We start from the raw sequence: 25717 nt of genomic DNA, 5'->3' as shown, positions 1-25717 counted from the left end.
CAAGGATTAGATATTTGAAAAATCAGAAAATAATAGGAGGAACGACTATGACAGTGATAAAAAATCAAACAAATGTATTAAAAAATTACATTAACGGTCAGTGGGTAGAATCAAACAGTACAAACTTATTAGAAGTACCGAATCCAGCCACGGGAGAGGTGTTAGCGACAGTTCCCGTTTCGACAAAAGAAGATGTCGATCAAGCGGTGCAAGCAGCAAGTGAAGCTTTTCGTACGTGGAAAAACACACCTGTACCGAAACGGGCTCGTATTTTATTTAAATTTCACACGCTCCTTTCCGATAATCATGATGAATTAGCGAAGTTAATCGTTCAAGAAAATGGGAAAGCGTTTAAGGAAGCACATGGTGAAGTACAACGTGGAATTGAATGTGTGGAATTTGCAGCAGGTGCCCCAACACTCATGATGGGTGAAACATTATCAGGTATTGCGGAGGACATCGACTCCGAAATGTTCCGTTACCCATTAGGTGTCATTGGTGGAATTACTCCATTTAATTTCCCGATGATGGTGCCATTATGGATGTTCCCGTTAGCCATTGCTTGTGGAAATACATTCGTTCTTAAGCCATCTGAAAGAACGCCGATGTTAGCTAGTCGACTAGCTGAATTGTTTACACAAGCAGGTGCTCCAGCGGGTGTACTAAATGTTGTTCATGGTGCCCATGATGTCGTCAATGGCTTACTTGATCATGAAGAAGTTAAAGCGATTTCCTTTGTTGGCTCACAGCCAGTTGCAAAATATGTCTATGAGCGTGCGGCCGCAAATGGTAAACGAGTTCAAGCGCTTTCTGGTGCGAAAAACCACCATATTGTTATGCCGGATGCTGACGTAGAAAAGGCAGTTACACATATTGTTGCATCTGCTTATGGCAGTGCTGGGCAACGTTGTATGGCTTGTAGTGCTGTCGTTGTTGTCGGTGATGGAGAGGCATTTGTAAGGGAATTAAAGGCAAGGGCTGATGAGTTAATCATTGGTAACGGATTAGATGATGAAGTTCTTTTAACACCAGTCATTCGGGACTCCCATCGTGCGAAAGTATTAGATTATATCTCAAAAGGGGTTGAAGAAGGAGCATCTTTAATCCGTGACGGTCGAAAAGAAATGGATGAAATGAAGGACGGAAACTTCTTAGGACCAACAATTTTTGATCATGTAACACCAGAAATGGTAATTGCGAAAGAGGAAATCTTTGCACCTGTTATTAGTATGCTGCGTGCAGAAGATTTAGATGGAGGATTAGAATACATTCGTAAGTCTCGTTACGGAAATGGGGCGACCATCTATACGAAGGATGCAAAAGCCGTTCGTAAATTCCGTGAAGAGGCTGATGCAGGAATGCTTGGTATTAACGTAGGTGTACCAGCAACAATGGCTTTCTTCCCATTCTCAGGTTGGAAAGATTCGTTCTACGGTGACCTCCATGTCAATGGAAAAGACGGTGTTAATTTCTTTACGCGTAAGAAAATGATTACATCTAGATATGATTTTTAAATAAAGCATTTTGACAGTTAGTAAAATAGACAGGGCTTTCGCCGTCATTATTGAGGTGGAAGCCAACTATTTTCTAATGTTAGAAAATATAAGGAATGAATGGTAAACCCTACAACCCTTGCAGTTGGACGTTCAAAAATGTTTTTAGAGGAGGAAGGAGGAAGGACAATGCTCAGTACAAATGAAAATAGTAAAGCGCTAGAAAAAGATGAAAAATACATTTGGCATTCAATGAAGCCATATAATCCAGATGGAACAATGGTGGTGACAAAAGCAAAAGGAGCTTGGGTGACTGACCATGATGGGAATAGATATTTAGATGCCATGTCTGGTTTATGGTGTGTCAATGTAGGGTACGGACGTACCGAATTAGCTGAGGCGGCGTATGAGCAATTAAAAGAGTTAGCGTATTTTCCACTGACACAAAGTCATTTACCTGCGATTAAACTAGGCGAAAAATTAAATGAATGGCTCGGAGATGAGTACGTTATTTTCTTCTCGAATAGTGGTTCGGAAGCGAATGAAACGGCATTTAAAATAGCAAGACAGTATCACCAACAAAAAGGTGATACGAACCGATATAAATTTATTTCAAGATATCGTGCGTATCACGGGAATTCAATGGGTGCACTTGCTGCGACTGGGCAGGCTGAAAGAAAGTATAGATATGAACCGTTAGCACCTGGGTTTATCCACGTTCCTCCACCGGACTTATACCGTTCAAATGATGCTCCTGATTGCCCTCCTGCGGAATTAGAGGCGGTTCAAGCAATCGACCGTACGATGACGTGGGAATTAAGTGAAACGATCGCTGGAGTCATTATGGAGCCAATCATTACAGGAGGCGGTGTACTCGTCCCGCCTGATGGGTATATGTCTGCTGTTAAGGAAATATGTGAAAAGCATGGGGCTTTAATGATTGTTGATGAGGTGATTTGTGGTTTCGGCCGTACGGGTGAACCATTTGGATTTATGAATTACGGTGTAAAGCCAGATATTATAACGATGGCAAAAGGGATTACAAGTGCCTACTTGCCGTTATCAGCGACAGCTGTGAAACGTGAAATATACGAAGCGTTTAAAGGTTCGGAGCAGTATGACTACTTTAGACATGTAAATACATTCGGCGGTAGCCCTGCTGCTTGTGCACTAGCTCTTAAAAACCTAGAAATTATGGAAAAAGAAAACTTATTTGATCGGTCGAAGCGGTTAGGAGAACGACTGAAAAATGATCTCCAAAACCTTCTTCAAAACCATCCTTATGTTGGAGATGTACGAGGAAGGGGTCTTCTCATCGGGATCGAACTCGTTGCCGATAAAGCGACGAAGACTCCAATTGATGTAAGTATTGTCAATAAAGTCATCGCTTCTTGTAAACAAAAGGGCGTTATTATTGGTAAAAATGGCGCTACTGTAGCTGGCTTTAATAATGTACTAACGATCGCGCCACCATTAAATACAGAAGAAGAGGACCTAGCCTTCTTAGTTCAAACGCTGAAAGAAGCGCTGAATGAATTAAAAGATTAATAAGTATAAATCTAGTAATCAGTGAATGGACACTAGTATGAAGCAAAGTGCAAAAAGCTGTTATGGCTGAGTATAAAGGTTGAGTGAGAAAAAAGGTTATAAAGGTGAAATAAATATGGTAGCAGGTACCTTTAGTCCACTAAAGGTACCTGCTACCATTTAAAGAAGGGGGTTCGTTGTTGTGCGGATTGGTGTGCCAAAGGAGATTAAAAATAATGAAAACCGTGTTGCTTTAACTCCAGGAGGGGTGTTGAACTTAGTAAAAGAAGGTCATGAGGTTTTTATAGAAACGTGTGCTGGCCTTGGGTCTGGTTTCTACGATGAACTGTATACTGAAGCTGGTGCTGTTATCGTAACCACTGAAGAGGCCTGGGCCTGTGAAATGGTTATGAAAGTGAAGGAGCCGTTACGAGAAGAATATCGTTATTTTTATGAGGGGCTTGTTTTATTTACGTATTTACATCTAGCGGCAGAACGCGAATTAACAAAAGCTCTTATAGAAAAAAATGTCGTAGCCATTTCGTATGAAACGGTACAATTCGTCGATGGGAGCTTACCGCTTTTGACACCGATGAGCGAAGTCGCAGGAAGAATGGCAACGCAAATCGGTGCGCAATTTCTGGAAAAAACAAAAGGTGGCAAGGGCATTTTACTCGGCGGCATTCCTGGAGTGAAACGAGGTAAAGTAACAATTATAGGTGGGGGAGTTGTTGGAACAAATGCTGCAAAAATTGCAATCGGCTTAGGCGCTGAAGTTTCCATTATCGATGTAAATCCAAGTCGTTTGCGTGAATTAGATGATATCTTCGGAACGTCGATTCAAACGTTAATGTCGAACCCCCAAACCATTAGTGATGCTTGTTGTGAGGCGGATTTGATAATTGGTGCTGTCTTGATCCCTGGAGCTAAAGCACCGAAGCTGGTTACTGAGGAAACTGTTCGCTTAATGGAAGAAGGTACAGTCATTGTGGATGTTGCGATTGATCAAGGTGGTATCTTTGAAACGGTTGATCGAGTAACAACACATGCGAATCCGACCTATACAAAACATGGTGTTGTGCATTATGCGGTCGGAAACATGCCAGGAGCGGTACCAAGGACATCAACAATAGGCCTTACGAATGTCACCGTGCCTTATGCAATCCAAATAGCTAATAAAGGGTATAGGAAAGCATGTATAGAGAATCCAGCCTTACTCAAAGGGCTAAATATTATGAATGGTTCGGTCGTTTATGAAGGGGTAGCGAAAGCGCACAACCTACCTCATAAGTGCATTTATGAAGTACTTGAAACCCAAGAAGTGTAGTACATGGAAAAACAGGTCGTTAACAAGACAGTTTTATAGATTTCAATTAAGATGGCTAATCTTTTTTGCGGACTCACAGGACCTTATTTCCTTAAATTCTCTCGCTTTTTCATTGTTAGAGGACTGAGAGGACCTTATTTGTCGCATCTTATGTGCAAAAGATTGTTTTTTTAGGCAATAAGGGCTTCTGAGTCCGTTAAACTTTAGAAAACATTGATCTTAACACAAATAACGGCCTCAGAGTCCGTTTTCACTATTAGCGAGGATGATTAGGAAACTCAGCCCTTTGAGTCATCAGCATTTTGTTAAAACTGAGCAAGTTATTGGTTAGCATGACTGTATCAATTGTTCACATGACGCATGCATTTCTTAGAAAATGCAATTGCGAATTAAAGCAGGATAAAGGATAAATGCTCGTATTGCAATAAAAAGAGAGGTGCTAATGTAAAAGTGATATGAACCTCTCTTTTGTAGCTATTTAATTATTTCTCCTCGATCCTTTAAGCAGTAATATTAGTAACACGATTTAAAGCTAAGCTTCAATTATATGACTTTCACATTACTAACTATTTTTTTTAGACTCTCAATCAAATTCTCTACATCCTGCACAGGGTACATAATAAATGTTTTCTTCTTCTTTTTAGGTAAAACAAAAGTAATCGTCCCTGAATTCTTTGCAGGCCACGTAAAATTATGCATCTTCGTTTGGATCCTCACTTGTTGAATTCCCTCTTTTGCCCAAAAAAAATTCTTCTTATCTAATTTTAGAAAATGTAAATTATCAATAATTGTTGGATTTAGTTCATCTTCCTTATCATGACGTTTTAAGATTTTTTTGTTGTAAACCGGTTCAAGGAAAAAGCCAGCAGGATTTCGAGGTAGCATTATATCAGCCATAATGGCATCCGGAATCGTCCCTGCGATTACAGCCCCACAAATACCGTTTTCGGTAATAAAAAGCTTATAGTACTTTCTAGAGCGGAAACCGTATAGATAAGTATAGTCATTAGTGCTGTGTTCGTTTTCTTCCATCACAAATTAAATCCTCCAGTAGGTCTTTATATGTGTGTCTTTGTCTTGAAGCGTTTCCATGTTATTTTACAATAGGTTAAGGAGAAATTCCTAGTTCATACATAACTTGTTCAAGAAAAATAACGAAAGAAGAAGCGGCTACTAATCTATACATTTATTATACTTTTGGTATAAAACCTATTAGTTAAGAGAATATTAGTACTATTAACTGAGAAAAAGGTGGCTATTGTTTTGAAGAGAAAGATAGGTTTTTTTATTGGTATATTTGTAGGTTTTTTATATACAGATTGGCTGTTTCACACGCAGCATGTACATGCTTTCGAAATGACGGCTACCACAACTGTAGAGCGTCTTGGCGCTTTGGCTTTTGGAGGGGCAGGGACAATCCTGTTTTTTATTATTTGTAGAAAAGTATTCTCCCTTTCTTTTTTTCATGGGGTTCTCGCTGCTTCAGGATTTTTTGCAAGTTTTGATATCGTTGTATTTCATTGGTTTTTTAGGTTGCATCGTTTAACGTATGGTCCTGAAGCAGATATTATTGAACCCATTCTCGTTGTGGCGGGAATTATATTATTAGTCTATGCTCTTAGAAAAGAGAGAAGTTTAACTTTTCATACCGAGTAAGCAACGCCTACTGTAAGTATCGGCTTTGAAAGTCTTTACGATCATTTTTACTAATGCCGAGATTTTCATACAAGTACGTATCGAAAGAACCATAATGATCGTTTATTTCTTTTAAGAACGCTTTTAAGTAATCAGGTCTGGCTTCTAATAAAGCATCAATAGCTTTCGGATCAACATCCTTCGTTTTTTCTATAAATTTCTTAGTGAAAACTTTTTGCCTCAACTGATCAAGGTATTTATTAGTGTACATAAAATCTTCAATTACGATTTCTTCGGGAACACCTAAAGTCATTAAAATAACTGAGCTACAAACTCCTGTCCGGTCTTTTCCAGCAACACAATGAAAAACTAAAGGGACGTGTTCTTCTTCAAATACCATCCTTAAAAATTGAGTGTAAGCATCCGTTCGATGAGCAATCACACGATTTAAACGTAACAGCATTTCACCTGGCTCACCTAAGTTGATTTGTTTCCCGTGTAAAGATAGTTCTCCGATTTGCTTTACTTGTTCTTTTTCTTTATTCTCCGGAATGATCGGTAGGTGAACGTTATCAATCCCTGGAATGACAGGGTTTGGCTGTGCTCTCGTTTCATTCGTACGTCGGAGGTCACAAATTCTTTTAATTCCTAGCTTTTGAATATGAAAAATATCATTATCTGTCAGGTCACTTAGAGCTGCGGATCTAAAAAATCGGCCCCATTTTACTTTTCGTCCATCAACGGTCGGATATCCGCCTAAATCACGGAAATTTATTGCTCCTTCTAAGGAAACATCCCGCACATCTTTTTCACCTTCGTATTGTGAAGAAAACTTTAGTTTACTCATGGAATTAACTCCTCTACCTATTTTTTAAACGGCTCCTATAATATTGAGATTGTTTATTCAATTTTATCTAGGTTGAACGTACAGTTTCTACAAAAAATCTCCTTTTAGTTTAACAGATTATTCTGAAATTAATCAAATGACCAAATAATCGTGTGTTAGTTTCTCGCATAATTTTTATGAGTATGGACATTGACCAAATCAACTCTTTTAAAAATCTCATAGAGTATTACATATGTGTAAAGGAGGAATTGAATTGTTTGGATACTCTATGGTGCAACTTGTACGGACCCATGCTCATAAATTAGACAAACCATTGCGGGAAAGAGTGTTAAACCAATACAAGCCATTTAAGTGGACACCTTGTTTTCTTCATAAAATGTTCGAAGGTTTTATAAAAAGAACGAAAAGATTCTCAGTCATTATTGAGTTTGAAGAAGGATGTTATGAAGAGGGATATGACCAAGTCCGGCAAATCTTTAGCAACCATTTTGGATGTAAAGTTCGACATGAGTTTACTAGTGTATCATGTTGTAGTGCCCAAATGACACCTACCGCTTTAGAGAAGGTATTAACAACATCCAGCCAAGTGAGAAAAATTTATTTAAACCGTGAAGTTCATGCTCTACTAGATACAGCTGTTACTGCATCTAATGCACGGGAAGTTGTAAGAAATGGAACTAATCTTACCGGGGAAGGTGTAACGGTAGCTGTTATTGATACGGGAGTTTATCCTCATGCAGATCTTTCGGGTAGAATTGTTGATTTTGTAGATTTTATTAATCAAAGATCAGAACCATATGATGATAATGGACATGGAACTCATTGTGCGGGTGATGCGCTAGGAGATGGATCTGCTTCTGAAGGAAAGTATAGAGGGCCCGCACCAAAAGCAAATTTGGTAGGGATAAAAGTGTTAAATAAACTAGGGTCTGGCTCATTAGAAACGGTAATGCAAGGAGTAGAATATTGCATTCATTACAACGAGAGTAATCCTGAGAATAAAATCGATGTCATCAACTTGTCTTTAGGGTCACCTGCGCTACGATATGAAAATGAGAATGAGGATCCTATGGTGCGAATTGTAAACCAAGCGTGGGATTCAGGGATTGTTGTCTGTGTCGCTGCTGGGAACAGCGGACCAGAATTTGAGACTATTGCAAGTCCTGGCGTCAGTCAGCAAGTAATTACAGTTGGTGCATTAGATGACAGAGACACGGTGGAAAGAGAAGATGACGATGTTGCTAGTTTTTCTAGCAGGGGACCAACCGTATATGGGGAGAGAAAACCTGATATTTTAGCTCCAGGTGTAAATATCGTTTCGCTTCGATCACCGAAATCATTCATAGATAAACTACAAAAAGGGAATCGGGTAGGTTTGAATTATATTACTCTATCAGGCACATCCATGGCGACACCAATATGTGCGGGGATTGTCGCATTAATGTTAGAACATGATCCTACACTAACTCCTAATCAAGTTAAAGAAAGACTAAAAGAAGGTACAGATCTTTGGAACAATCTGGAGGAACCTGAAGTTTATATTTACGGCGCTGGTTATATCAATGCAGAAAACTCTATTCGGTAAAATATAAATAGTATCACCTGCGAATTCATTACTGAAGTTAATTATATTCCCACTTACATCATGGAATTTTTATAGTGTCACTTTATGATGTCGTATTTTTATGGTACCAGGCACCTTTAGTTCACTAAAGGTGCCTGGTACCATTTTTTTTTATTTTTACTTGGGTCTATTTTGGTTGGGGAAACAATAAATTAGTATTGTCAAAGATCGTATACTAAAATACTCTAGTTCAAAACCATTTTTTAGTTGCTTGCATTATGTAAGTTTTTTTTACCATAATACTTTAGTAAACTAACAAATTAACGTTTTAGCATATTGCAACAAGGAAATTTTTAGCTTATAATTCGAATATAAAAAAAGTTCAAAAAATTATACTGGAATAAGAGGAGGGATTTACTTGGAAAGTTTGGTAAACTGGCTTAATGGTATTTTGTGGAGTAATCCGATGATCTACTTTTGTTTGGGAGTAGGGTTACTATTCTCCATCCTTACTCGCTTCTTACAAGTAAGGCACATTAAAGATATGGTCACTTTAATGTTTAGAGGGAAAAGTTCAGCTGCTGGGGTATCATCGTTTCAAGCGATGTCAATCGCACTATCAGGAAGGGTTGGAACAGGTAACATCGCAGGTACAGCAACTGCTATAGCATTTGGGGGACCTGGTGCAGTATTTTGGATGTGGACGATTGCTTTTATCGGAGCATCGAGTGCATTTATTGAGTCAACTTTAGCTCAAGTTTATAAAGAGAAACAAGATGGTTTATATCGCGGGGGACCAGCTTACTATATTGAAAAAGGTATTGGCTGGAAGTGGTACGCAGTCATTTTTGCGATAGCTACTCTTCTTGCTATGAGTCTATTAATGCCAGGAATTCAATCGAATTCAATTGCAATAGCTGTTGATAATGCTTTTTCAATTAACCCTTATGTTACGGCTTCAATATTAATTGCTATTATCGGTGTTATCATTTTTGGTGGGGTTAAAAGGATTGCAAATGTAGCACAGCTAGTTGTTCCTTTTATGGCTGTTGCCTATATCTTACTTGCTTTCGTAATTATCGGTGCAAACATTACAGAATTACCGGCAGTTATATCTTTAATTATTAGTAGTGCCTTTGGTGCAGATGCTGCCTTTGGTGGAATTATTGGTTTAGCGATTGCATGGGGCGTTAAACGTGGTATTTATTCAAACGAAGCAGGTCAAGGAACGGGTCCACATGCGGCAGCAGCTGCGGAAGTTTCTCACCCTGCCAAACAAGGTTTAGTTCAATCGTTCTCAGTATATATTGATACATTACTCGTTTGTTCCGCAACAGCATTCATGATCCTTTTTACAGGAATGTATAACGTTGTAGATGGAGCTGGAAACACAATTGTAAGTTACATTAGTGAAGTTCCTGCCGGTGCAGGTTATACGCAAGCAGCAATTGAATCTGTTATTCCTGGTTTTGGTGCAGCATTCGTTGCAGTAGCGTTATTCTTCTTTGCATTTACTACGATTATGGCATACTACTATATGGCAGAAACAAATGTCGCTTATCTCATTCGTGGTAAAGGAAAGAAAGTCGCCATGTTTGTGTTAAAAGTTATCTTACTCGGTGCGGTATTCTTCGGTGCTGTTCGTGAAGCGGACCTTGCTTGGGCGTTAGGGGACGTTGGTTTAGGATTGATGGTTTGGTTAAACTTAATCGCCATTCTTATTCTTGCGAAACCTGCATTACGAGTACTGAAAGATTATGAAGAGCAAAAGAAACAAGGTCTTGATCCAGTATTTGATCCGAAGAAATTAAATATTAAAAACGCGGATTATTGGGAAAATGAATATAACAAAGATAAAGACAAAATGTCGAGTTAATGTGGAAGACTTAATGAAATAGTTGAGAAGAATACTACAGTTTCAGATGAAGCTGTAGTTTTTTGCGTATATTATTATATGATCTAATAGGATACCAATTAAGTTCTCACGCTAAGAAAGGAAGACAAAATGAGAATTAATAAATTTATTAGCTTAACAGGTGTATGCTCAAGAAGGGAGACGGATCGTTTAATTACTGCCAGGAGAATTACGATTAATGATAGGATCTGTGAGCATGGAGATACAGTCGAACTAACAGATATCGTTCGTATCGACGGCACACAAATTAAGATGAAAGAAAATGATAAAAAGACGTACATTGTGTTTAATAAACCAGTAGGTATAACATGTACCGCACAACCGTTAGTCGAAGGAAATATCATAAAATTCATAAATTATCCAAAGAGAATTTTTCCAGTGGGACGGTTAGAAAAAGCTTCAGAAGGTTTAATATTGCTCACTGATGATGGAGATATTGTAAATAAAATGATGCGTTCTGAAAATAATCATGAGAAAGAATATATTGTAACGGTCGATCAACCAATTACAGATGAATTTATAGATGGTATGTCAAATGGAGTAGAAATTCTCGGGACCACAACAAAATTATGCCACGTGTCCCGTATCAATGAGGATACGTTTCGGATCATACTTACCCAAGGGCTTAATCGGCAAATTAGAAGAATGAGTAAAGTATTTGGCTATAAAGTGAAGCGTCTGCAGCGGGTACGTATTATGAATATTGAGATCGGAACCCTCCGGGCGGGAGAGTGGCGCGAACTAAGTGACAGTGAACTCCACGAATTACTATCATCGTTATAGGACATGATCACAAAGTTTATCAGCGCAGATATAGGAAGAAAATTATAAGCTTTAGAGTAAGGAAAGCACAGTAAAAGGAAGAATTCTGATCTAAAGGAAGCTTTAGAGTAAGGAAATTACAGTAAAAGGAAGAATATCAGCTACAGCTGACAAAATGCCGATTAAAGAAAGAATATCGGCTAGAGCCGACAAAATAACAATAAAAGGAAGAACATTGGCTATAGCCGATGAAATAGCAATAAAAGGAAAAATATCGCCTATAGACGATAAAGTTCCAAAAGATAACCCTACCCCAAAGCAAGTAATTAACCTGAAGCTAAAAGGGAAAATCGCTCATCCCCCAGTTCCAAACTGAAATCAGCGTAAGCCACCCAAAAAACCGCTAGCCTTCAATGCGAGGGCTAGCGGTTCTCATCTTTCACAACAAGTATGGTAAATGTCTTTTACACACTTTCTTTCACTTCTATTTGGTACTGCTTTAAGATGCGGGCATCGTATATAAACGGACCAAAAGGAACCATTGCTGCAATTGAAGCCCCGATAAAGCGAGTTAATGGCCACTTATATTTTACAGTAACGTATAACGCAATACCTAAGTAAAGAACAAATAAAGCGCCGTGTGCAGCACCAATGACTGTCACGAATTGAGGGATATCTGCAATGTATTTTAAAGGCATAGCTAACCCTAGAAGTAATAAATATGACCAACCTTCTAGAAAGCCAATATTTCGAAACCATTTGAGTGGTGTATCTAACATGTTGAACCTCCTCTTGAGATAAACAAGCTTTATATAGTGATTATATCAATAAACACTAACACATAAAAACAACAATATTGTGAAGTGAAAACTCAACGGTATAAAATAAATGGCGCTCTCGCATAGTAAAAGCTTCCTATCTCCAGTCAATGAGAAGAGTAGGAAGCTACAAAGTGATCGGTATATTATTTCTTATTTTAACGAGTGAGGTTATCGGTAAATGATCAGAGGCTTCTTTATACGTAGTTATGACGTCAGAGTAGATGACTTCAAACTTGTCGTTAACAAAAATGTAGTCAAGTTGAATTTTTGGTCTCCGTGAAGGAAACGTTCCGAGTTCTTTTTGGATGCGCTTATCACACGTATTATGAAAATATTTAGCGATTTCGCGGTAATCTCTTGAATGTGGCCTGCAATTCAAGTCCCCCATTAATAAGGTAGGTAATTCACCTGTGGATTCCTCTACAATTTTTTTTATTTGTTTTCGACGTAATAAAGGATGCAGGCTGAAATGGGTAACTAAAGTTTTGACTAAGGTTTGGTTAATTTGAATTGTAGCATCAATGATAGACCGTGGCTCACATAGAAAAGGACGGAGACGAACGATGTGGCTTTTAGATTGTTGAATAGGAAACCTCGAGAATAATGCATTTCCGTATTCCCGTTGTTCGACTTTTCGAGATCGAATGGAAATAGCTGGTGCAAATACATATTCCATTTGCAATTGTTCGGCTAACCAACTCGCTTGATCAATAAACTGGCTTCGTTTTGAAAAGGATTTATCAACCTCATTCAGACCGATAATATCAGCATCACTTTGCTTGATAATCTTAGCAATTCTATGTAAGTCGACACGGCGATCCGTACCTAAACCATGACGTATGTTAAAAGATAAAACTCTCAGTTTAAATGGAACTCCCCCCTTTTCACTTAGCAACTATCTTTGCCGAGACCGGAGAGATTTAGACATCCAAACAGAACATTCATCTTGTGTCTTTTTAGTGAAATAGTCTTAGATCATAGGCTTGATATCTGAATGTCAGCTATAATAATGGTGTTTAATACGGTCATACTAAAATGAAGGTTATTTTTGACAATGAGGTGGGCAATTTTGCAAACAAAAGAAGATTTGTTGAAAGAAGCTGAAAAGTTTATATATATCTGCTACAGAGAGCTAGGAAAAAATGAAGAACAAATTAAAGGGAGGTTGGAAGAAGTAAGGACGGAAATAGAAAAAACAGGGCACTATGATCATACATATGAAGAGCTGGAGCACGGAGCACGGTTGGCTTGGAGAAACAGTAATCGCTGCATTGGAAGGCTGTTTTGGGATAGCTTGCATGTCCTAGATGAGAGGAACGCCGATACGGCTGAAAAAGTAGTCGGTGCTTTAAATAAGCATATTGAATATGGAACGAATGGAGGAAAGATCCTTCCGACAATTACCGTGTTCAAACCGGTGATTAACGGTGAAGAGCAGGTGCGAATATGGAACTACCAACTTATTCGTTATGCTGGCTATGAAACCGAATATGGAATGATCGGCGATCCGGTATCAATTCCATTTACAAAATTCTGTACAGAAATGGGCTGGAAAGGCGAAGGAAGCCATTTCGATGTATTACCGTATGTTATTCAAATGAAGAAGGGTGAACCGCAATGGTTTGAGATACCTAAGGAGATCGTATTAGAAGTTCCGCTTGTTCATCCTGAATTAGAGACATTTTCTGACTTACAGTTAAAATGGTACGCTGTTCCGATTGTTTCTGAGATGAAACTTGAAATTGGAGGTATTCACTATACAGCAGCTCCTTTTAATGGCTGGTATATGGGAACAGAAATTGGTGCTAGAAATTTAGCTGATGAATATCGCTATAACATGTTGCCGAAAATAGCTTCAATCATGGACTTAGACACAAGTCGTGCTTCAACATTATGGAAAGATAAAGCATTAGTTGAGTTAAATGTAGCTGTTCTTCATTCGTTTAAACAGCAAGGAGTAAGTATTGTCGATCATCATACAGCGGCGGCTCAATTTCAGCATTTTGAAGACAAAGAAAAACGTTGCGGGCGTTCATTAACAGGGGACTGGACATGGTTAATTCCACCGGTTTCTCCAGCGACAACTCATATCTTTCATAAACCATATGAAAATGAAGTGATGACACCTAATTACTTTTATCAAGATAAACGGTATGAATAAATAAGAAGCTGACTCGTGCCTCTTCACCTAATGTATATTAGGATAAAGAAGACGGAGAGTCAGCTTTATTTTTCGATGTATTCAAACAAAAAAGGTTGTCCATTCCGATAAAAACGTGGGTCATATAATAGGGATTGTCCCAAACGTTAATCGGATAGAGGAGAAGGGTTCAAGATAACCAGTTCCCCATGCATTAAAAATATCACTAGTATTATGTATAAATACAGCTAGTAGTCCAAGATAAAATAGACGCCGATCTTTTACTCCCCAAATCAAGTAACAAACAGCTATTAAAAAAAGCGCCCAAACTGGAACCATAAATAGAGAGTGGGTAATTCCGCGGTGCCACATTTGATATTGCCCCTCAGTATCCCAGAGTTGTGAAATAACGTCAATGTCTGGAATGTGACTTCCGACAACAGCAGTGAAAAGAGTTGCTCGCTTCATCGGTTTGGACAATTCACGTTTATCTACACCACCATAAATGGCTAAGCCAAACAAGGTATGAGTAATCGAATCCACAAGGTAGCAGTAGATGAGGATTGGTTAGCACTTCGCTTTCGTCATGTGGACAACATTAAGACAATGGTTAGAAAACAAGCAGTGACGGAAAAAGGGAAGCAACGGGTGAATGAATTAGAGAAAAGTTAATGCTCATAGGAATGGTTGAACGAAAAAGACACGAGTATAATATAAAGTGTACCCTTTGTAAAGGACATTTAAAAAAGCCTAAGCAGTTTTAAGAAGATGATCTCTGTATTGAACAGGGGTCATCTTTTTCATATTCCATTGGTATCTAAAATGGTTATAGTATGTCATGTATGATTTAATTTCTTTTTTTAACTCATCGAGTGTTTCGCATGGCTTAATAGAAGTCTCATCTTTAAAGTGACCAAAGAAAGATTCTTGTGGTGCGTTATCCCAACAGTTCCCACGTCTAGACATGGATTGAAGTAACCCCATTCCCTTTATTATTTTTTGAAAGATAGGGCTAGTGTAATGGACGCCTTGATCTGAATGTATAAACGCATTTGGAGCTAACTTTACTCTTCTGTTATTCTTGAGCTTGAGAAGTGTATCTGTTGCGATATCTAAGGTCATACGTTCAGAAATGTGATAAGCCAATAGTTCGTTGGTTGAACCATCTTTAACAGTTGACAAATAGGCCTTTTTCCCTTTGCCATAGAATAAATAGGTAATGTCAATAAGAAGAACCTTTCCAGGTGTATCTTGTTTAAAGTTCCGTTGTAACAAATTTGGGAGGACCCTGTGTTCTTTGGTTGCTTTCATCATTCGCCTATAGGGATTTGCTTTTCTAATAGGGCAGATGATGCCGTACTTCTTCATAATTCTCCGAATACGTTTCAAGTTGAAGACAACCTTAAATTGACCTGCCAATGTCATTTTAATTTGACGAGCCCCTTTTTTACGACTTCTAAATTTATATGCCTTCATTACGATGTTCCTAAGCTGTTTGTCCTTTTCCTCTCGCTTTTTTCTACGTTTTTCTGAGGTTGGATGAAAGTAATTATAAAAGCCAGAACGAGATATACCTGAGACCTCACACAAATAACGAACTTTATTTTTAAGTTTATATTTTTCAATAATGGTTCGAATCAATAGAAACTTTTGTTCAGCTGAAATGGTTATTTCTTCCCCTTTAGCCTCTTTTCGTCTAAATTGAGCTTTTTTAACAATTCATTCTCGGCTTTCAGTAGGTTAATTTGAGCTTGAAGTTGAGCGTTCTTTTCCTCTAAAGAGAGTTCCCCTTCACGTGGTCTTCCTGAATTTCCTTTACGTGTATCTTCTAAACCATCTATTCCACACGCTTGATAGGCAGCACGCCAACGTTTTGAGGCTGATTTTATTCGTTCAATACCGACAATCTCTGTATCAAATCCACATTCTTCAAAAATCATTCTCGGTAATTTGCCATTCTCATTTTCTGCGATAAAATGACGTTTGAATTCATTTGTATATGTTATTCCTTTGGAACTAATAGATTTTACATACGGATTCTTTGATAACAAGGATCTCTCTTTTTCTGTAAATATCTTTTTACTCATTTTGTGCTTCCCCAATTCCTGTTTTATCTTTAAATATAAAAATACCCTACAGAGAGACTTTTTTAAAGTGTCTACTCTATAGGGTACATTTTACATTGTTTTCGTGTCTTTTTATTGCCTTTTTTCTGCACACTCATAAGTTCAAAAGTTCTTCAATTTTACGAGGAATGAAATGTTTTAATTCGCATATAACGAGACTCGGTTTCATATAGTTTCATAAAGCAAGTTACAAGGAGGGGACATATGAGTTTATTTGAAGGCTTTGTTGTCGTTTTTGTAATCATGTTTTTCTCCCTTTTCTTAGGCTTTATGATCATTGGAAATCGAATTGCACACTCGATTGAAACACTTACTGCAAGAGATGCGGCTAAACACTTAGATGAGATTGATAGTAAAATGAACAAATAAATAAAAAAAGAGGATGAACTCAAGTGGCAAACACTGCCAGGCACATTTATTATATAGTTACTACAATTTATGAGTAGCTATAGTTGTGTAAGTGCCACTAGCACAGATGCTTATGAGTCATCCTCATTTTTGTGTCAGATCGTCTTTTTTCGTGTTAGAATATGAACTAAGTAAGGAGGAGGAGTTAATTTATGGAACAAGCTATTTTTAAAGCGCATTTTGTTCATCCGTTAACAAATGTACCGCTTATTATGTTATATAACAATGTTACTGGTCTTATTTCGTTTGAGAGAGACGAAGAAGTGATTAAAGTCATCACTTCAATGAAAGATATCATACCCGAAGAAGTGATAACGGAAGAGAAATTATCAAAAACAGACCATATTTGCAGGTCAGCTTATCCTGCAAATTCCTTAGATGATGTGAAAGAGTTATTAGAGACGATTGGAATTAACGCGAAGCATATAAAATTTGAAAAGATCTTTTTACATTAATTAGTCATTTCGAATGAAAAAATAAATGATTAATCCGAGGACTGGGAAAAATAACGTTCCAATTAGTACGAGCAGGGCATATTCTTTACTATTTCCATTACTAATTGCATCACGGTAAGCCCAAATACTAGTAAATATATTTAATAAAAACAAACCGAATATAAAAAATAAGACAATACTAGCGGCTGCAAATACTTCCATATAAATGTCTCCTTTACATAATAATACTCATTTATTTTATCATACTATGATTAGCTAACAGAATTATGAATAGTAGAGCATCTTAATTAGGATAAGAAAAGGCTGTGCCATCGGAACAAAATTCCGCGGCACAGCCTTTTTTAGTGAACAAGTTTGTAGTTAGTAAAACAGAGAATTAGTCTTCTACTACTGGATATACTCCGTTTTCATCATGTGTTTCAGTTCCAGTAATTGGAGGATTGAATACACAAACCATACGCATATCTGTATTGGCACGCAGTAAATGCTCATCATGCTTATCTAAAGCATAAATCATATTAGCAGAAATAGGGTGGATTTTATTATCACTTAATGTTTCTACTTCACCATCACCTTCAATGCAGTAAACGGCTTCAAGATGATTTTGGTACCAAATATGTGTTTCAGTTCCAGCTTTAATGATTGTATCGTGAACGGAATAACCCATACCATCTTTCTTTAATAATAGTCTGCGACTAGTCCAGTTTTCTCCTTTTACTTCTTGGTCAGTTCCAATAATATCTTCTAATTTAACAACTTTCATTTTAATTTTCCTCCAGTATTGTGTGTTTTTATAGGTGTTATTCTGTAATGTATGAATTTGAGCTGTAATGCTATAAGTTGGCTACGGTTAAGCGTTGCCTTTGTTTTTAGGACGATACAGGTTCTTTTTCGTTTACTAAACTTTTTATGCATTCTTCGATAATGGCAAACCCTTTTTCCAAGCCTTCATTATCAATTGTAAGGGCAGGGAAGAGTTTGAACACTTCATCGTCTGGACCTGCTGTTTCCATAATAAGTCCTCGCTCGAAGGCAGCTTTGGCAATATCAGAAGCGAGACCGTCTACTTCTGTTGCAACTCCTTGCATAAAACCTCGACCGCGTACAGTACCTTTAATTTGCGGATATTTCACAGTAAGGCCGACTAAGAAATCAGTAATCTTCTCAGATTTCTCTTGAATGCTCTTTTCAAAAGAGTCATTTTCCCAATAAGTAAGTGCTTCAGTAGCTGTAACAAAGGCTAAGTTATTTCCACGGAATGTTCCGTTATGCTCGCCCGGCTCCCAAATATCATATTTTGGATTAATTAGTGTTAATGCAAGTGGTAAACCATAGCCGCCAATTGATTTTGATAAGCAGACAATATCTGGTGTAATTCCTGCTTTTTCAAAAGAGAAGAAAGTACCTGTTCTACCCACACCAGCTTGAACATCATCGACGATGAGTAAAATCCCAAAACGGCGACAAATGCTTTCTACTTTTTGTAGCCACTCGAAACGGGCAGCATTAATGCCCCCTTCACCTTGGACTGTCTCGAGGATCATTGCGGCAGGAATTTCAACTCCACTTCCGTTATCTTCTAAAAAGCGCTCGAGATACTCCAGAGTGTCGAGTTCGTCATTGACGAAGCTGTCATATGGCATAGTTACGACATGTTGCAATGGAATACCGGCACCCTTACGCTTAAAAGAATTACCTGTAACTGATAGAGACCCAATTGTCATACCGTGAAAACCGTTGGTAAAGCTAATGACATCCGTACGACCAGTTACTTTTCTTGCAAGCTTTAATGCACTTTCCACTGTATTCGTTCCTGTTGGTCCAGGGAACATAACTTTGTATTCCATATTCCGAGGTTGAAGAATGACAGTATTGAATTTTTCTAGAAACTCAGCCTTTGCTGCTGTCGCTTTGTCTAAAGAATGAGCAATACCATCATTTAAAATATAATCCACTAATTTCGCTTTCATTTTTGGATCATTGTGCCCGTAGTTTAAAGCTCCAGCACCTGAGAAGAAATCAATATACTCGTTACCTTCGACATCCCAAAGTTTGTAGCCTTTAGCCTTGTTAAAAACAGCAGGAAAACTTCTGCAATAACTACGCACCTCAGATTCTAATTCGTTAAATATACTTAAATTATTAGTTTCCATGTTTATAATAGATCCTCCTTTTATTTTGTAAGAAAGGAATTATTCATCAATAATAATTTGTGAAGTTTTTCACATGTACCGATCGAATCATTCATCTTCCGAGAGTTTTTTTAATAAATGCTTACTTATCTTGATTAAATGGTCCAATTCGGAAAGTCAGTTCTGCTTCATGGTCGTCTCCAGGAAACAAGTCTTCTGAGAAACATTCTAGTACTTCACATTTTGTATTGAGATCTCGCCCTAGGCGTCGGAATAGTGATTGAGAGGCCTGATTAGAAGGTGTAACAGTGGCTTCAAGATAATTAATAGTTTGGCAACCTTCTCGGATAATCAACTCTTGTAAGAGGTGAGATGCAAGACCTTTTCCTCGTTGAGAAGCGTCCACTCCGATTTGCCAGACAAAAATGACATCTGGTTTAGTAGGGGGGATGAAGGCTGTTACGAAACCTACAAGTTTGTCATTTTCTTTTGCTACGACACAAGTGTCTGCAAAAAACTCACAAAACATAATGTATTTGTAAGAAGAATTTAAATCGAGCGTAGAGTTATTTACAAGTTCCCACATGGCGGCGCCATCTTCAACAGAAGGCTTTTCAAAAGTAACATTCGGAATCGGTTGGGTAATTGTCTTTGTTAATTGACTCATCGCTTTTCACCTACAAATCGCATTTTATTGTAAATAATAACGTATTCCTCCTTAAATGGATGGTTTTATTAAAATTTATTTTAGCTATTATAAATGATAAGGGGATGTGGAAATTAAAGCAAACCAGCTATTTATTGATAATTCATGATTAATCAGGATGACTTACGTTGCCATCTAGTAAGAGCACGTATCTTTCATATTCCTTCCATATCTTTATGTTTTCGAACAATTTGAAAAAATGTGAGTAAATCTTACAAAACATGACGAAATAAGAAGCAAAGAAATTAATGATGCGTAATTGATGTCTTAGAGGTAACTTAAAATAGGCGCTTTTCTTGGGGATTAAGGGAAGGATAAGGATCCATATTTGATGAGTCAAGGATGGTGGCTTCGTTGGACAATTGAAAAGCTGACTTATAAGCAACAGGCTCATAAGTCAGCTTTTTAAAAGGTAGCGCTGTTATAGAGTACTGTTGATTTTGGGCTATTTTTTCAATCTTCATTTTCTCAAAGGCGTGTGAAATTAATATTTCACACGATGAGCCCAAAATCAACCGATCTCAACAGTATAATCTAACACAGCTTATAAGCTAAGTATAAGTCGCAACGGAGCGCTGGAGCTTTTCTTGTTTTATTTCTTTTTCTTCTTTTTGGCACGACGATCTGCAGCTGCTCCACGCGCATTTGCTTCAATATCCTCAGCATCAGCTAATTCAGCGGAATATTCTACGTCCATTCCATCATTATCAACGTTTGCGATTTGCTGTTGTTTCTTTTTCTTTTTACCCATTTGAAAACACTCCCCTTAGTAGTAGTGGTGCTGCAGATTTTCCTCACTCATCAACAACACCTACTACTAGTTTTAGACAGGTACAGTTCGTTCATGTTATAAAATAATTTCCAAAAAAAAAGGTACTCGAAGTGGAGTACCTGGCATCTACTATCTGCGAGCAGCACGGTCAGCAGCTTTAAAATCGGATTGATACGTAACTTGTTGAGCCTTCTTAAGAGTATGTCTTTCCTGTTGGTCACGACGTTTCTTTTTCTCCATAATGATTCCTCCTAGTAATGAAGTAATACAAATAGTATGAGTAAGTAAGAGGAAAAATATTCTAACTTAACAAATGAATTTATTTTTTATTCTTTGATGAGAAATATGAATTAACGTTCAGAATGAACATCCTGTCTTAATAAATCATGCAACGCGCCATCTATAGTTGAATAATTAAATTTAAATCCGTGACGAAGCGCTTTTTCAGGTAAAACACGTTGTCCTTGCAGGAGTAATGAGCTCATTTCTCCTAATAATAGTTTAAGAGCAAAGGCTGGGGTAGGTAACCAATGGGGGCGCTTAAGAACAGCTGCGATAGTTTTACCCATTTCTTTCATTTGAACTGGCTGCGGAGAAACTACGTTGATCGCTTCTTCGATCTCGTTCGTTTTAATAACAAAATCAATAAGTCGAACGACATCTTGAATATGAACCCAAGAATACCATTGGTCGCCTGAGCCTAAAGCGCCTCCAGCAAACAAACGATAAGGCAGTAACATCTTTGGCAATGCGCCTTCATTTTTATCTAGAACTAAACCTAAGCGAGGAAGAACGGTTCGAATTCCAAGCTCATTTGCTTTCAGCGCTTCTGTTTCCCACTGAAGTACCACTTCTTTTAGAAAGTTGTTTTCACCACCTGCGACGTCATCTTCTGTAAACGTGTGGGTGGTAGAGTGCCCGTAAATGCCAATGGCTGAGGCATTAACAAATACACTAGGTTTATGTTCTAGCTGTTGAAGTAACGTTATAGCCGTATTTGTAGCTTTAATGCGACTCTTTAAGATCCGCGCTTTCTTTTGTTCTGTCCAGCGTCCAGTGCCGATAGAATCTCCAGCTAAATTAATAAAGGCATCAAGAGGAGGAAGTCTTTCTTCTGGTTTAGCTCCTGAAACTAACCACTGAACATAATGAACGTTCGCCTTCTTTTCTTTAGGTGTTCGCGTTAAAATATAAACTTGATGACTTTGTGATATGAAATATTCAGTTAAGGCTGTACCGATAAATCCAGTACCACCAGCTATTGCGATATTCATACAACCACTGCCCTTCAAATGAGTATATATTGCGTTCAATTGTTGTTTAATTATAGTATAAGTAATTTATAAACTTAACAAAAGAAAAATGATCACGTAAATAAAACTTTATAAATGGAAAGAGCGAAAACTTTGGCCTTTCAGTATACTTAAAATGATCATTAATAATTAAGGAAAGTAGATGGGTGATATGTATGGCTGTCATTACAAAAATTACAACACAAAAAAATAACACGGAACGGTTTAATGTTTTTATTAATCAAGGCGCAGGAGAAGAGTACGGATTTAGTGTAGATCAAGATGTCCTTATTTCATGGCAGTTAAAAAAAGGCATGGAGATCGATGTTGAGGAATTAGAGAAAATTTTATCTCAAGATAAAGTAAAAAAAGCCTACAACTTAGCTTTGTCCTATTTGTCTTATCGAATGAGATCAGAAAAAGAAGTTGTCGACTATTTAAAGAAAAAAGAATACGAAGAATGGGAGATTCATCAGGTCATCGGAAAGCTTAACGAATATAACTTTTTAAATGACAATGATTTTGCGGTGGCTTTTGTACGAACGAAAAAAAATACAGGAGTAAAAGGCCCTAAAGTAATTGAACAGGAGTTACTTAAGAAAGGCGTTAACAAAAAACTGGCAGAAGAGGCTCTTGATGAATATAGCTATGCGGAGCAGCTAGACCATATTATGAAATGGGTAGAAAAACAAGCCAGAAAGACATTAAAAGAATCCGAGCAAGCCTATCAACAAAAAATCATACGACAACTTTTATCAAAGGGGTTCTCCTATGAAGTTATTGAAGAAGGGATAAAAGAAAATGTTGTGTCGTTTAATAAAGATCAACAATGGGAAGCAATTCTCCATCAAGGAGAGAAAGGTAAGAAAAAGTTTGCTCATCTAAGTGAATATGAATATCGTTATAAATTGAAGCAATGGCTGTACCAAAAGGGGTTTCCAATTGATCTAATTGATCAATATTTAGAGGATAGTAGGGAATAATAAAATGTCATAAAATAATAACAAAGATATTGTGAAGTGTTGCACAAACTTTGTTATTATTGGTTTATCTTACATCAGAAAGGGAGTAAACAATCGTGAACAGCATCATTGCTTTAACTCCAATCCTTGCCGTTTTATTATTCTTAGTTGTTATGAGGATGCCTGCTATGAAGGCGATGCCAATTAGCTTAATAGCAACAGGTTTACTGGCGTACCTTTATTGGAAAGTTCCTTTTGTACAAATTGTCGCAGCATCAATTGAAGGTATTATTATTGGTTTTTCAATTTTATATATTGTATTCGGGGCTATTTTATTATTAAATACTTTGCAACTGAGTGGGGCAATTACTACTATTCGTAATAGCTTTTTAGAGATAAGTCCGGATAGAAGAGTCCAGCTTATTATCATTGCTTGGCTGTTTGGGGCTTTTATTGAAGGGGCAGCTGGCTTTGGTACACCTGCTGCAATTGCTGCGCCTCTTCTCGTTGCACTAGGTTTTCCTCCATTAGCAGCGGTCGTATTAGCGCTAATCGCCGACAGTAGTCCGGTTTCGTTTGGAGCCGTTGGAACACCTATCATTGTCGGGGTTGAGCAAGGATTGCAAGAAGGCTCTCAAGTAGCTGCTGTTGTAACACCATACTTAACGGATCCAACTCAAATTGGTGAATATGTAAAAGGTGTTGGAGCACAAGTCATGCAAATTGATATTTTTGTTGGCACCTTTATGCCGCTCATTCTTGTCGTCATGTTAACTCGTTTTTTTGGTGAAAATAAATCTTGGCGAGAAGGGTTACAAGTATGGAAGTTTGCTTTGTTTGCAGGACTCGCATTCACAGTACCCGCCCTAGTAGTAGCTGTGTTTCTAGGGCCTGAATTTCCGTCTATTTTCGGTGGATTGTTCGGACTGTTAATCGTTGTTCCAGCAGCGAAACGCGGCTTTCTTCTTCCTGAAAAGGCGTGGGATTTTGCACCCACTGATAAATGGTCACCAGATTGGATAGGAAAGGTGTTAACTTCCCGAAAAAAAGAAGAGAAAGGACCATCGTTAAGTCTAGTTATGGCATGGGTTCCATACCTTTTAGTCGGGCTGTTTCTTGTGCTTACCCGTCTTGAGGTCCTGCCATTTAAAGCTTGGTTTCAGTCTGTGAGATGGAGCTGGCCGAATATTTTAAATACGAATATAAGTACCGCTCTTGAACCACTTTATTTACCTGGGACCATTTTTGTACTAGTCGTCTTAATCACATTTGTTATTCATAAGATGAACTTTGAAAAAATCAAAACGACTTTTGGTTCCTCTGCTCAAGCGGTCGTTGGAAGTGCGGTTACATTATTTACAGCGGTGCCGATGGTTCGGATCTTTATTAATTCTGGAGTGAACGCTTCTGGATTGGAAAGTATGCCGATGGAGCTAGCTAATACGGCTTCCGCAGCATTAGGCGGCAGTTGGCCGTTAGTAGCTCCTTTCATTGGAGCGCTAGGATCATTTGTGTCAGGTAGTGCAACATTCAGTAATATGATGTTTTCGCTATTTCAGTTTAGCGTTGCCGATCAAATTGGAGTTGACCCTACGTTAGTACTTGCGTTACAAGTGTTGGGGTCGAACGGTGGAAATATGATTTGTGTACTTAACGTTGTCGCAGCTGCTTCAGTTGTCGGCTTATTAGGGAAGGAAGGTGCAATTATTCGATTAACATTATTGCCAATGTTTTATTATGCCTTATTTTCAGGTGTGATTGGATTAATTTATGCCTATATCATTTTGTAGATCAGGCTTGTTATTGGTCCCATGGTGTAAAATCCATTATAATAAATACAGATAGAAATAAGCCGATGGAGGCGTAATGGAATGGAAAAGCGTTTTAGTGAAATGACCACATATGAACTTAATAATGAAATTGCTCAATTAAACGAAAAAGCTAAAAAAGCAGAACAAATGGGGATGGCTAGCGAGTTTGCAGTGTATGAGCGCAAAATGATTATTGCAAAAGCATACTTGTTAAACCCTGATGATTATCTTCCTGGCGAGACGTATGAAATGATTGATGAACAATCGAGCTTTTTAATTTCTTACATGAATGGAAGGTTTGCGTGGGGGTATCGCAATGGAAGCAGCGAGCTAGAAGGAGTTCCGATTTCAGTATTAAAATTAAAATAGGGAAGCAAAGGGCTGGCTAATAATTAGCAACACATTAATTGGAGGAGCAGGATGTGCTTTCAATTGACACCCTAGCCCAAAACCAACAAAATAAATTTTAAAAAAGGAGAAGCAGAGGAGTTGCTTCTCCTTTTCAAAATAAGGAAGGAAAATATTAGGAAAACATTCAATGGAAATTATGAACGTTTTCTTGTTTGGACTTTAAGAACGTAGTTGTGGAGGCCTCTTTCTGTCTCACCGTTCACTTGATGGAAAGCATGCTTTGGATTAGCTCGTGGAGATTGGAATGGATCAGCATAGTTTTTGCCTCTTACCTTATGCAAGGTAAAACACCTCCTAGATAGCTTAGAGAAATGAAATCAGTGTCATTAGCGGGATTGATTCGATTGCATCATTCTCTCTTGCGGATGATCCCGAATACTGCCATCAGCTCGTTTAGAAGAATACTCTTCTTTTGCTCTTGGTTCTCCCGAAAATGATTTACGGTTTGGAAATCCTTTCTCTTTGTTACGCATCGGTGAACCCTCCTTTTTACGACAACTTAAAGTTGAACCAAACATTGAAGCAAGTACTGAGTTGCTTGTGCTTCTCTCCTAGTATGAGATGGTACAAGCGATCATATGATATGCAATAATTGTTAGAGGAGGAAGCCT

28 protein-coding genes and 1 pseudogene are annotated in these 25717 nt (G+C 37.9%); 14 read left to right on the top strand and 15 right to left on the bottom strand.

All coding sequences use genetic code 11. From position 1 onward, the window contains the following. Nucleotides 1-47 precede the first annotated feature (47 nt). From ACNSTQ_RS10250 to ald, 3 genes are all read left to right on the top strand, one after another. Nucleotides 48-1514 carry a CoA-acylating methylmalonate-semialdehyde dehydrogenase gene (locus ACNSTQ_RS10250; protein WP_418199742.1) on the top strand — a complete coding sequence of 489 codons (1467 nt, stop codon included), beginning with the start codon at nt 48-50 and terminating at the stop codon, nt 1512-1514. 168 nt (nt 1515-1682) lie between these two features. Then, the gene (locus tag ACNSTQ_RS10245; protein ID WP_418199741.1) at nt 1683-3041 is read left to right on the top strand and encodes an aspartate aminotransferase family protein; all 1359 of its coding nucleotides are present in this window, start codon (nt 1683-1685) and stop codon (nt 3039-3041) included. A gap of 181 nt (nt 3042-3222) precedes the next feature. Continuing rightward, the gene (gene ald / locus ACNSTQ_RS10240; RefSeq protein WP_418199740.1) at nt 3223-4347 is read left to right on the top strand and encodes an alanine dehydrogenase; all 1125 of its coding nucleotides are present in this window, start codon (nt 3223-3225) and stop codon (nt 4345-4347) included. A 543-nt stretch (nt 4348-4890) separates the two neighbouring features. Here ald and ACNSTQ_RS10235 read toward each other — a convergent pair. After that, nucleotides 4891-5382, bottom strand: a complete 492-nt coding sequence (locus ACNSTQ_RS10235; protein ID WP_418199739.1) for a hypothetical protein — start codon at nt 5380-5382, stop codon at nt 4891-4893. Nucleotides 5383-5610: 228 nt separating this feature from the next. Between ACNSTQ_RS10235 and ACNSTQ_RS10230 the strand changes: the two genes are divergently transcribed. Beyond that, nucleotides 5611-6003 (top strand): hypothetical protein, encoded by a 393-nt coding sequence (locus tag ACNSTQ_RS10230; RefSeq protein ID WP_418199738.1) that lies wholly within the window; start codon nt 5611-5613, stop codon nt 6001-6003. Between the two features lie 7 nt (nt 6004-6010). On the opposite strand, the gene ACNSTQ_RS10225 is transcribed toward ACNSTQ_RS10230, so the two are convergent. After that, nucleotides 6011-6829 (bottom strand): tyrosine-protein phosphatase, encoded by an 819-nt coding sequence (locus ACNSTQ_RS10225; protein WP_418199737.1) that lies wholly within the window; start codon nt 6827-6829, stop codon nt 6011-6013. 253 nt (nt 6830-7082) lie between these two features. On the opposite strand from ACNSTQ_RS10225, the gene ACNSTQ_RS10220 reads away from it, so the two are divergent. The 3 genes from ACNSTQ_RS10220 (at nt 7083) to ACNSTQ_RS10210 (ending at nt 11091) form a co-directional block, all read left to right on the top strand. After that, nucleotides 7083-8414, top strand: a complete 1332-nt coding sequence (locus tag ACNSTQ_RS10220) for a S8 family peptidase (RefSeq protein WP_418199736.1) — start codon at nt 7083-7085, stop codon at nt 8412-8414. A gap of 445 nt (nt 8415-8859) precedes the next feature. Continuing rightward, complete coding sequence (locus ACNSTQ_RS10215; RefSeq protein WP_418199832.1) at nt 8860-10269, top strand: alanine/glycine:cation symporter family protein; 1410 nt, start codon at nt 8860-8862, stop codon at nt 10267-10269. Between the two features lie 129 nt (nt 10270-10398). After that, on the top strand, nt 10399-11091 hold the full coding sequence (locus ACNSTQ_RS10210) for a pseudouridine synthase (protein ID WP_418199735.1): 693 nt from the start codon (nt 10399-10401) through the stop codon (nt 11089-11091). 443 nt (nt 11092-11534) lie between these two features. On the opposite strand, the gene ACNSTQ_RS10205 is transcribed toward ACNSTQ_RS10210, so the two are convergent. Together ACNSTQ_RS10205 and ACNSTQ_RS10200 are read right to left on the bottom strand one after the other, a co-directional pair. Then, nucleotides 11535-11849 (bottom strand): DUF3817 domain-containing protein, encoded by a 315-nt coding sequence (locus ACNSTQ_RS10205; protein ID WP_418199734.1) that lies wholly within the window; start codon nt 11847-11849, stop codon nt 11535-11537. 166 nt (nt 11850-12015) lie between these two features. Further along, nucleotides 12016-12786 carry an endonuclease/exonuclease/phosphatase family protein gene (locus ACNSTQ_RS10200; protein ID WP_418199733.1) on the bottom strand — a complete coding sequence of 257 codons (771 nt, stop codon included), beginning with the start codon at nt 12784-12786 and terminating at the stop codon, nt 12016-12018. A gap of 174 nt (nt 12787-12960) precedes the next feature. On the opposite strand from ACNSTQ_RS10200, the gene ACNSTQ_RS10195 reads away from it, so the two are divergent. After that, nucleotides 12961-14052, top strand: coding sequence for a nitric oxide synthase oxygenase (locus ACNSTQ_RS10195; RefSeq protein WP_418199732.1), 1092 nt, complete (start codon nt 12961-12963; stop codon nt 14050-14052). Between the two features lie 123 nt (nt 14053-14175). Here ACNSTQ_RS10195 and ACNSTQ_RS10190 read toward each other — a convergent pair. Then, nucleotides 14176-14574, bottom strand: a pseudogene (locus ACNSTQ_RS10190) (metal-dependent hydrolase); the annotation flags it as partial. Here ACNSTQ_RS10190 and ACNSTQ_RS10185 point away from each other — a divergent pair. After that, nucleotides 14557-14703, top strand: coding sequence for a hypothetical protein (locus ACNSTQ_RS10185; RefSeq protein ID WP_418199731.1), 147 nt, complete (start codon nt 14557-14559; stop codon nt 14701-14703). The pseudogene ACNSTQ_RS10190 and the gene ACNSTQ_RS10185 overlap by 18 nt on opposite strands. A gap of 78 nt (nt 14704-14781) precedes the next feature. On the opposite strand, the gene ACNSTQ_RS10180 is transcribed toward ACNSTQ_RS10185, so the two are convergent. Further along, nucleotides 14782-16118, bottom strand: a protein-coding gene (locus tag ACNSTQ_RS10180; RefSeq protein WP_418199730.1) for an IS3 family transposase whose coding sequence is annotated in 2 segments (ribosomal slippage) — nt 14782-15731 and nt 15731-16118 — 1338 coding nt in all. Because the reading frame shifts where the segments join, the coding sequence is not laid out codon by codon here. 243 nt (nt 16119-16361) lie between these two features. On the opposite strand from ACNSTQ_RS10180, the gene ACNSTQ_RS10175 reads away from it, so the two are divergent. Together ACNSTQ_RS10175 and ACNSTQ_RS10170 are read left to right on the top strand one after the other, a co-directional pair. Beyond that, nucleotides 16362-16526, top strand: a complete 165-nt coding sequence (locus ACNSTQ_RS10175) for a hypothetical protein (RefSeq protein ID WP_418199729.1) — start codon at nt 16362-16364, stop codon at nt 16524-16526. A gap of 191 nt (nt 16527-16717) precedes the next feature. Further along, nucleotides 16718-17020 (top strand): hypothetical protein, encoded by a 303-nt coding sequence (locus ACNSTQ_RS10170; protein WP_418199728.1) that lies wholly within the window; start codon nt 16718-16720, stop codon nt 17018-17020. On the opposite strand, the gene ACNSTQ_RS10165 is transcribed toward ACNSTQ_RS10170, so the two are convergent. The 7 genes from ACNSTQ_RS10165 to ACNSTQ_RS10135 all read right to left on the bottom strand — a co-directional run bounded on the left by ACNSTQ_RS10165 (nt 17021) and on the right by ACNSTQ_RS10135 (nt 21904). Beyond that, the gene (locus tag ACNSTQ_RS10165) at nt 17021-17221 is read right to left on the bottom strand and encodes a PLDc N-terminal domain-containing protein (protein WP_418199727.1); all 201 of its coding nucleotides are present in this window, start codon (nt 17219-17221) and stop codon (nt 17021-17023) included. It lies immediately after the preceding gene. Nucleotides 17222-17396: 175 nt separating this feature from the next. After that, entirely contained in the window at nt 17397-17783 is a 387-nt protein-coding gene (locus ACNSTQ_RS10160; protein WP_275119450.1) for an ectoine synthase, read from the bottom strand. 106 nt (nt 17784-17889) lie between these two features. Then, on the bottom strand, nt 17890-19173 hold the full coding sequence (gene ectB / locus ACNSTQ_RS10155; protein WP_418199726.1) for a diaminobutyrate--2-oxoglutarate transaminase: 1284 nt from the start codon (nt 19171-19173) through the stop codon (nt 17890-17892). Between the two features lie 121 nt (nt 19174-19294). After that, nucleotides 19295-19819: a diaminobutyrate acetyltransferase gene (gene ectA / locus ACNSTQ_RS10150; protein ID WP_418199725.1), complete on the bottom strand. Its 525-nt coding sequence runs from the start codon at nt 19817-19819 to the stop codon at nt 19295-19297. Nucleotides 19820-20450: 631 nt separating this feature from the next. After that, on the bottom strand, nt 20451-20609 hold the full coding sequence (locus ACNSTQ_RS10145; protein ID WP_418199724.1) for a YfhD family protein: 159 nt from the start codon (nt 20607-20609) through the stop codon (nt 20451-20453). Nucleotides 20610-20759: 150 nt separating this feature from the next. Beyond that, entirely contained in the window at nt 20760-20870 is a 111-nt protein-coding gene (locus ACNSTQ_RS10140) for a YfhE family protein (protein WP_275119455.1), read from the bottom strand. Nucleotides 20871-20980: 110 nt separating this feature from the next. After that, nucleotides 20981-21904: a TIGR01777 family oxidoreductase gene (locus tag ACNSTQ_RS10135; protein ID WP_418199723.1), complete on the bottom strand. Its 924-nt coding sequence runs from the start codon at nt 21902-21904 to the stop codon at nt 20981-20983. A 194-nt stretch (nt 21905-22098) separates the two neighbouring features. On the opposite strand from ACNSTQ_RS10135, the gene recX reads away from it, so the two are divergent. The 3 genes from recX to ACNSTQ_RS10120 all read left to right on the top strand — a co-directional run bounded on the left by recX (nt 22099) and on the right by ACNSTQ_RS10120 (nt 25064). Then, nucleotides 22099-22905 carry a recombination regulator RecX gene (recX, locus tag ACNSTQ_RS10130; protein ID WP_418199722.1) on the top strand — a complete coding sequence of 269 codons (807 nt, stop codon included), beginning with the start codon at nt 22099-22101 and terminating at the stop codon, nt 22903-22905. A gap of 95 nt (nt 22906-23000) precedes the next feature. Further along, nucleotides 23001-24674, top strand: coding sequence for an L-lactate permease (locus ACNSTQ_RS10125; RefSeq protein ID WP_418199721.1), 1674 nt, complete (start codon nt 23001-23003; stop codon nt 24672-24674). Between the two features lie 81 nt (nt 24675-24755). Next, nucleotides 24756-25064 (top strand): YfhH family protein, encoded by a 309-nt coding sequence (locus tag ACNSTQ_RS10120; protein ID WP_418199720.1) that lies wholly within the window; start codon nt 24756-24758, stop codon nt 25062-25064. Between the two features lie 176 nt (nt 25065-25240). On the opposite strand, the gene ACNSTQ_RS10115 is transcribed toward ACNSTQ_RS10120, so the two are convergent. Both ACNSTQ_RS10115 and sspK read right to left on the bottom strand, forming a co-directional pair. Next, nucleotides 25241-25387 carry a YpzG family protein gene (locus ACNSTQ_RS10115; RefSeq protein ID WP_075388112.1) on the bottom strand — a complete coding sequence of 49 codons (147 nt, stop codon included), beginning with the start codon at nt 25385-25387 and terminating at the stop codon, nt 25241-25243. A 45-nt stretch (nt 25388-25432) separates the two neighbouring features. Continuing rightward, entirely contained in the window at nt 25433-25579 is a 147-nt protein-coding gene (gene sspK, locus ACNSTQ_RS10110) for a small, acid-soluble spore protein K (protein ID WP_418199719.1), read from the bottom strand. Between the last annotated feature and the right edge of the window lie 138 nt (nt 25580-25717).

The organism is Alkalihalobacterium sp. APHAB7, assembly GCF_048323755.1.
Classification (GTDB): domain Bacteria; phylum Bacillota; class Bacilli; order Bacillales; family Bacillaceae_F; genus Alkalihalobacterium.
This window is presented reverse-complemented; position numbering and strand designations above follow the sequence as displayed.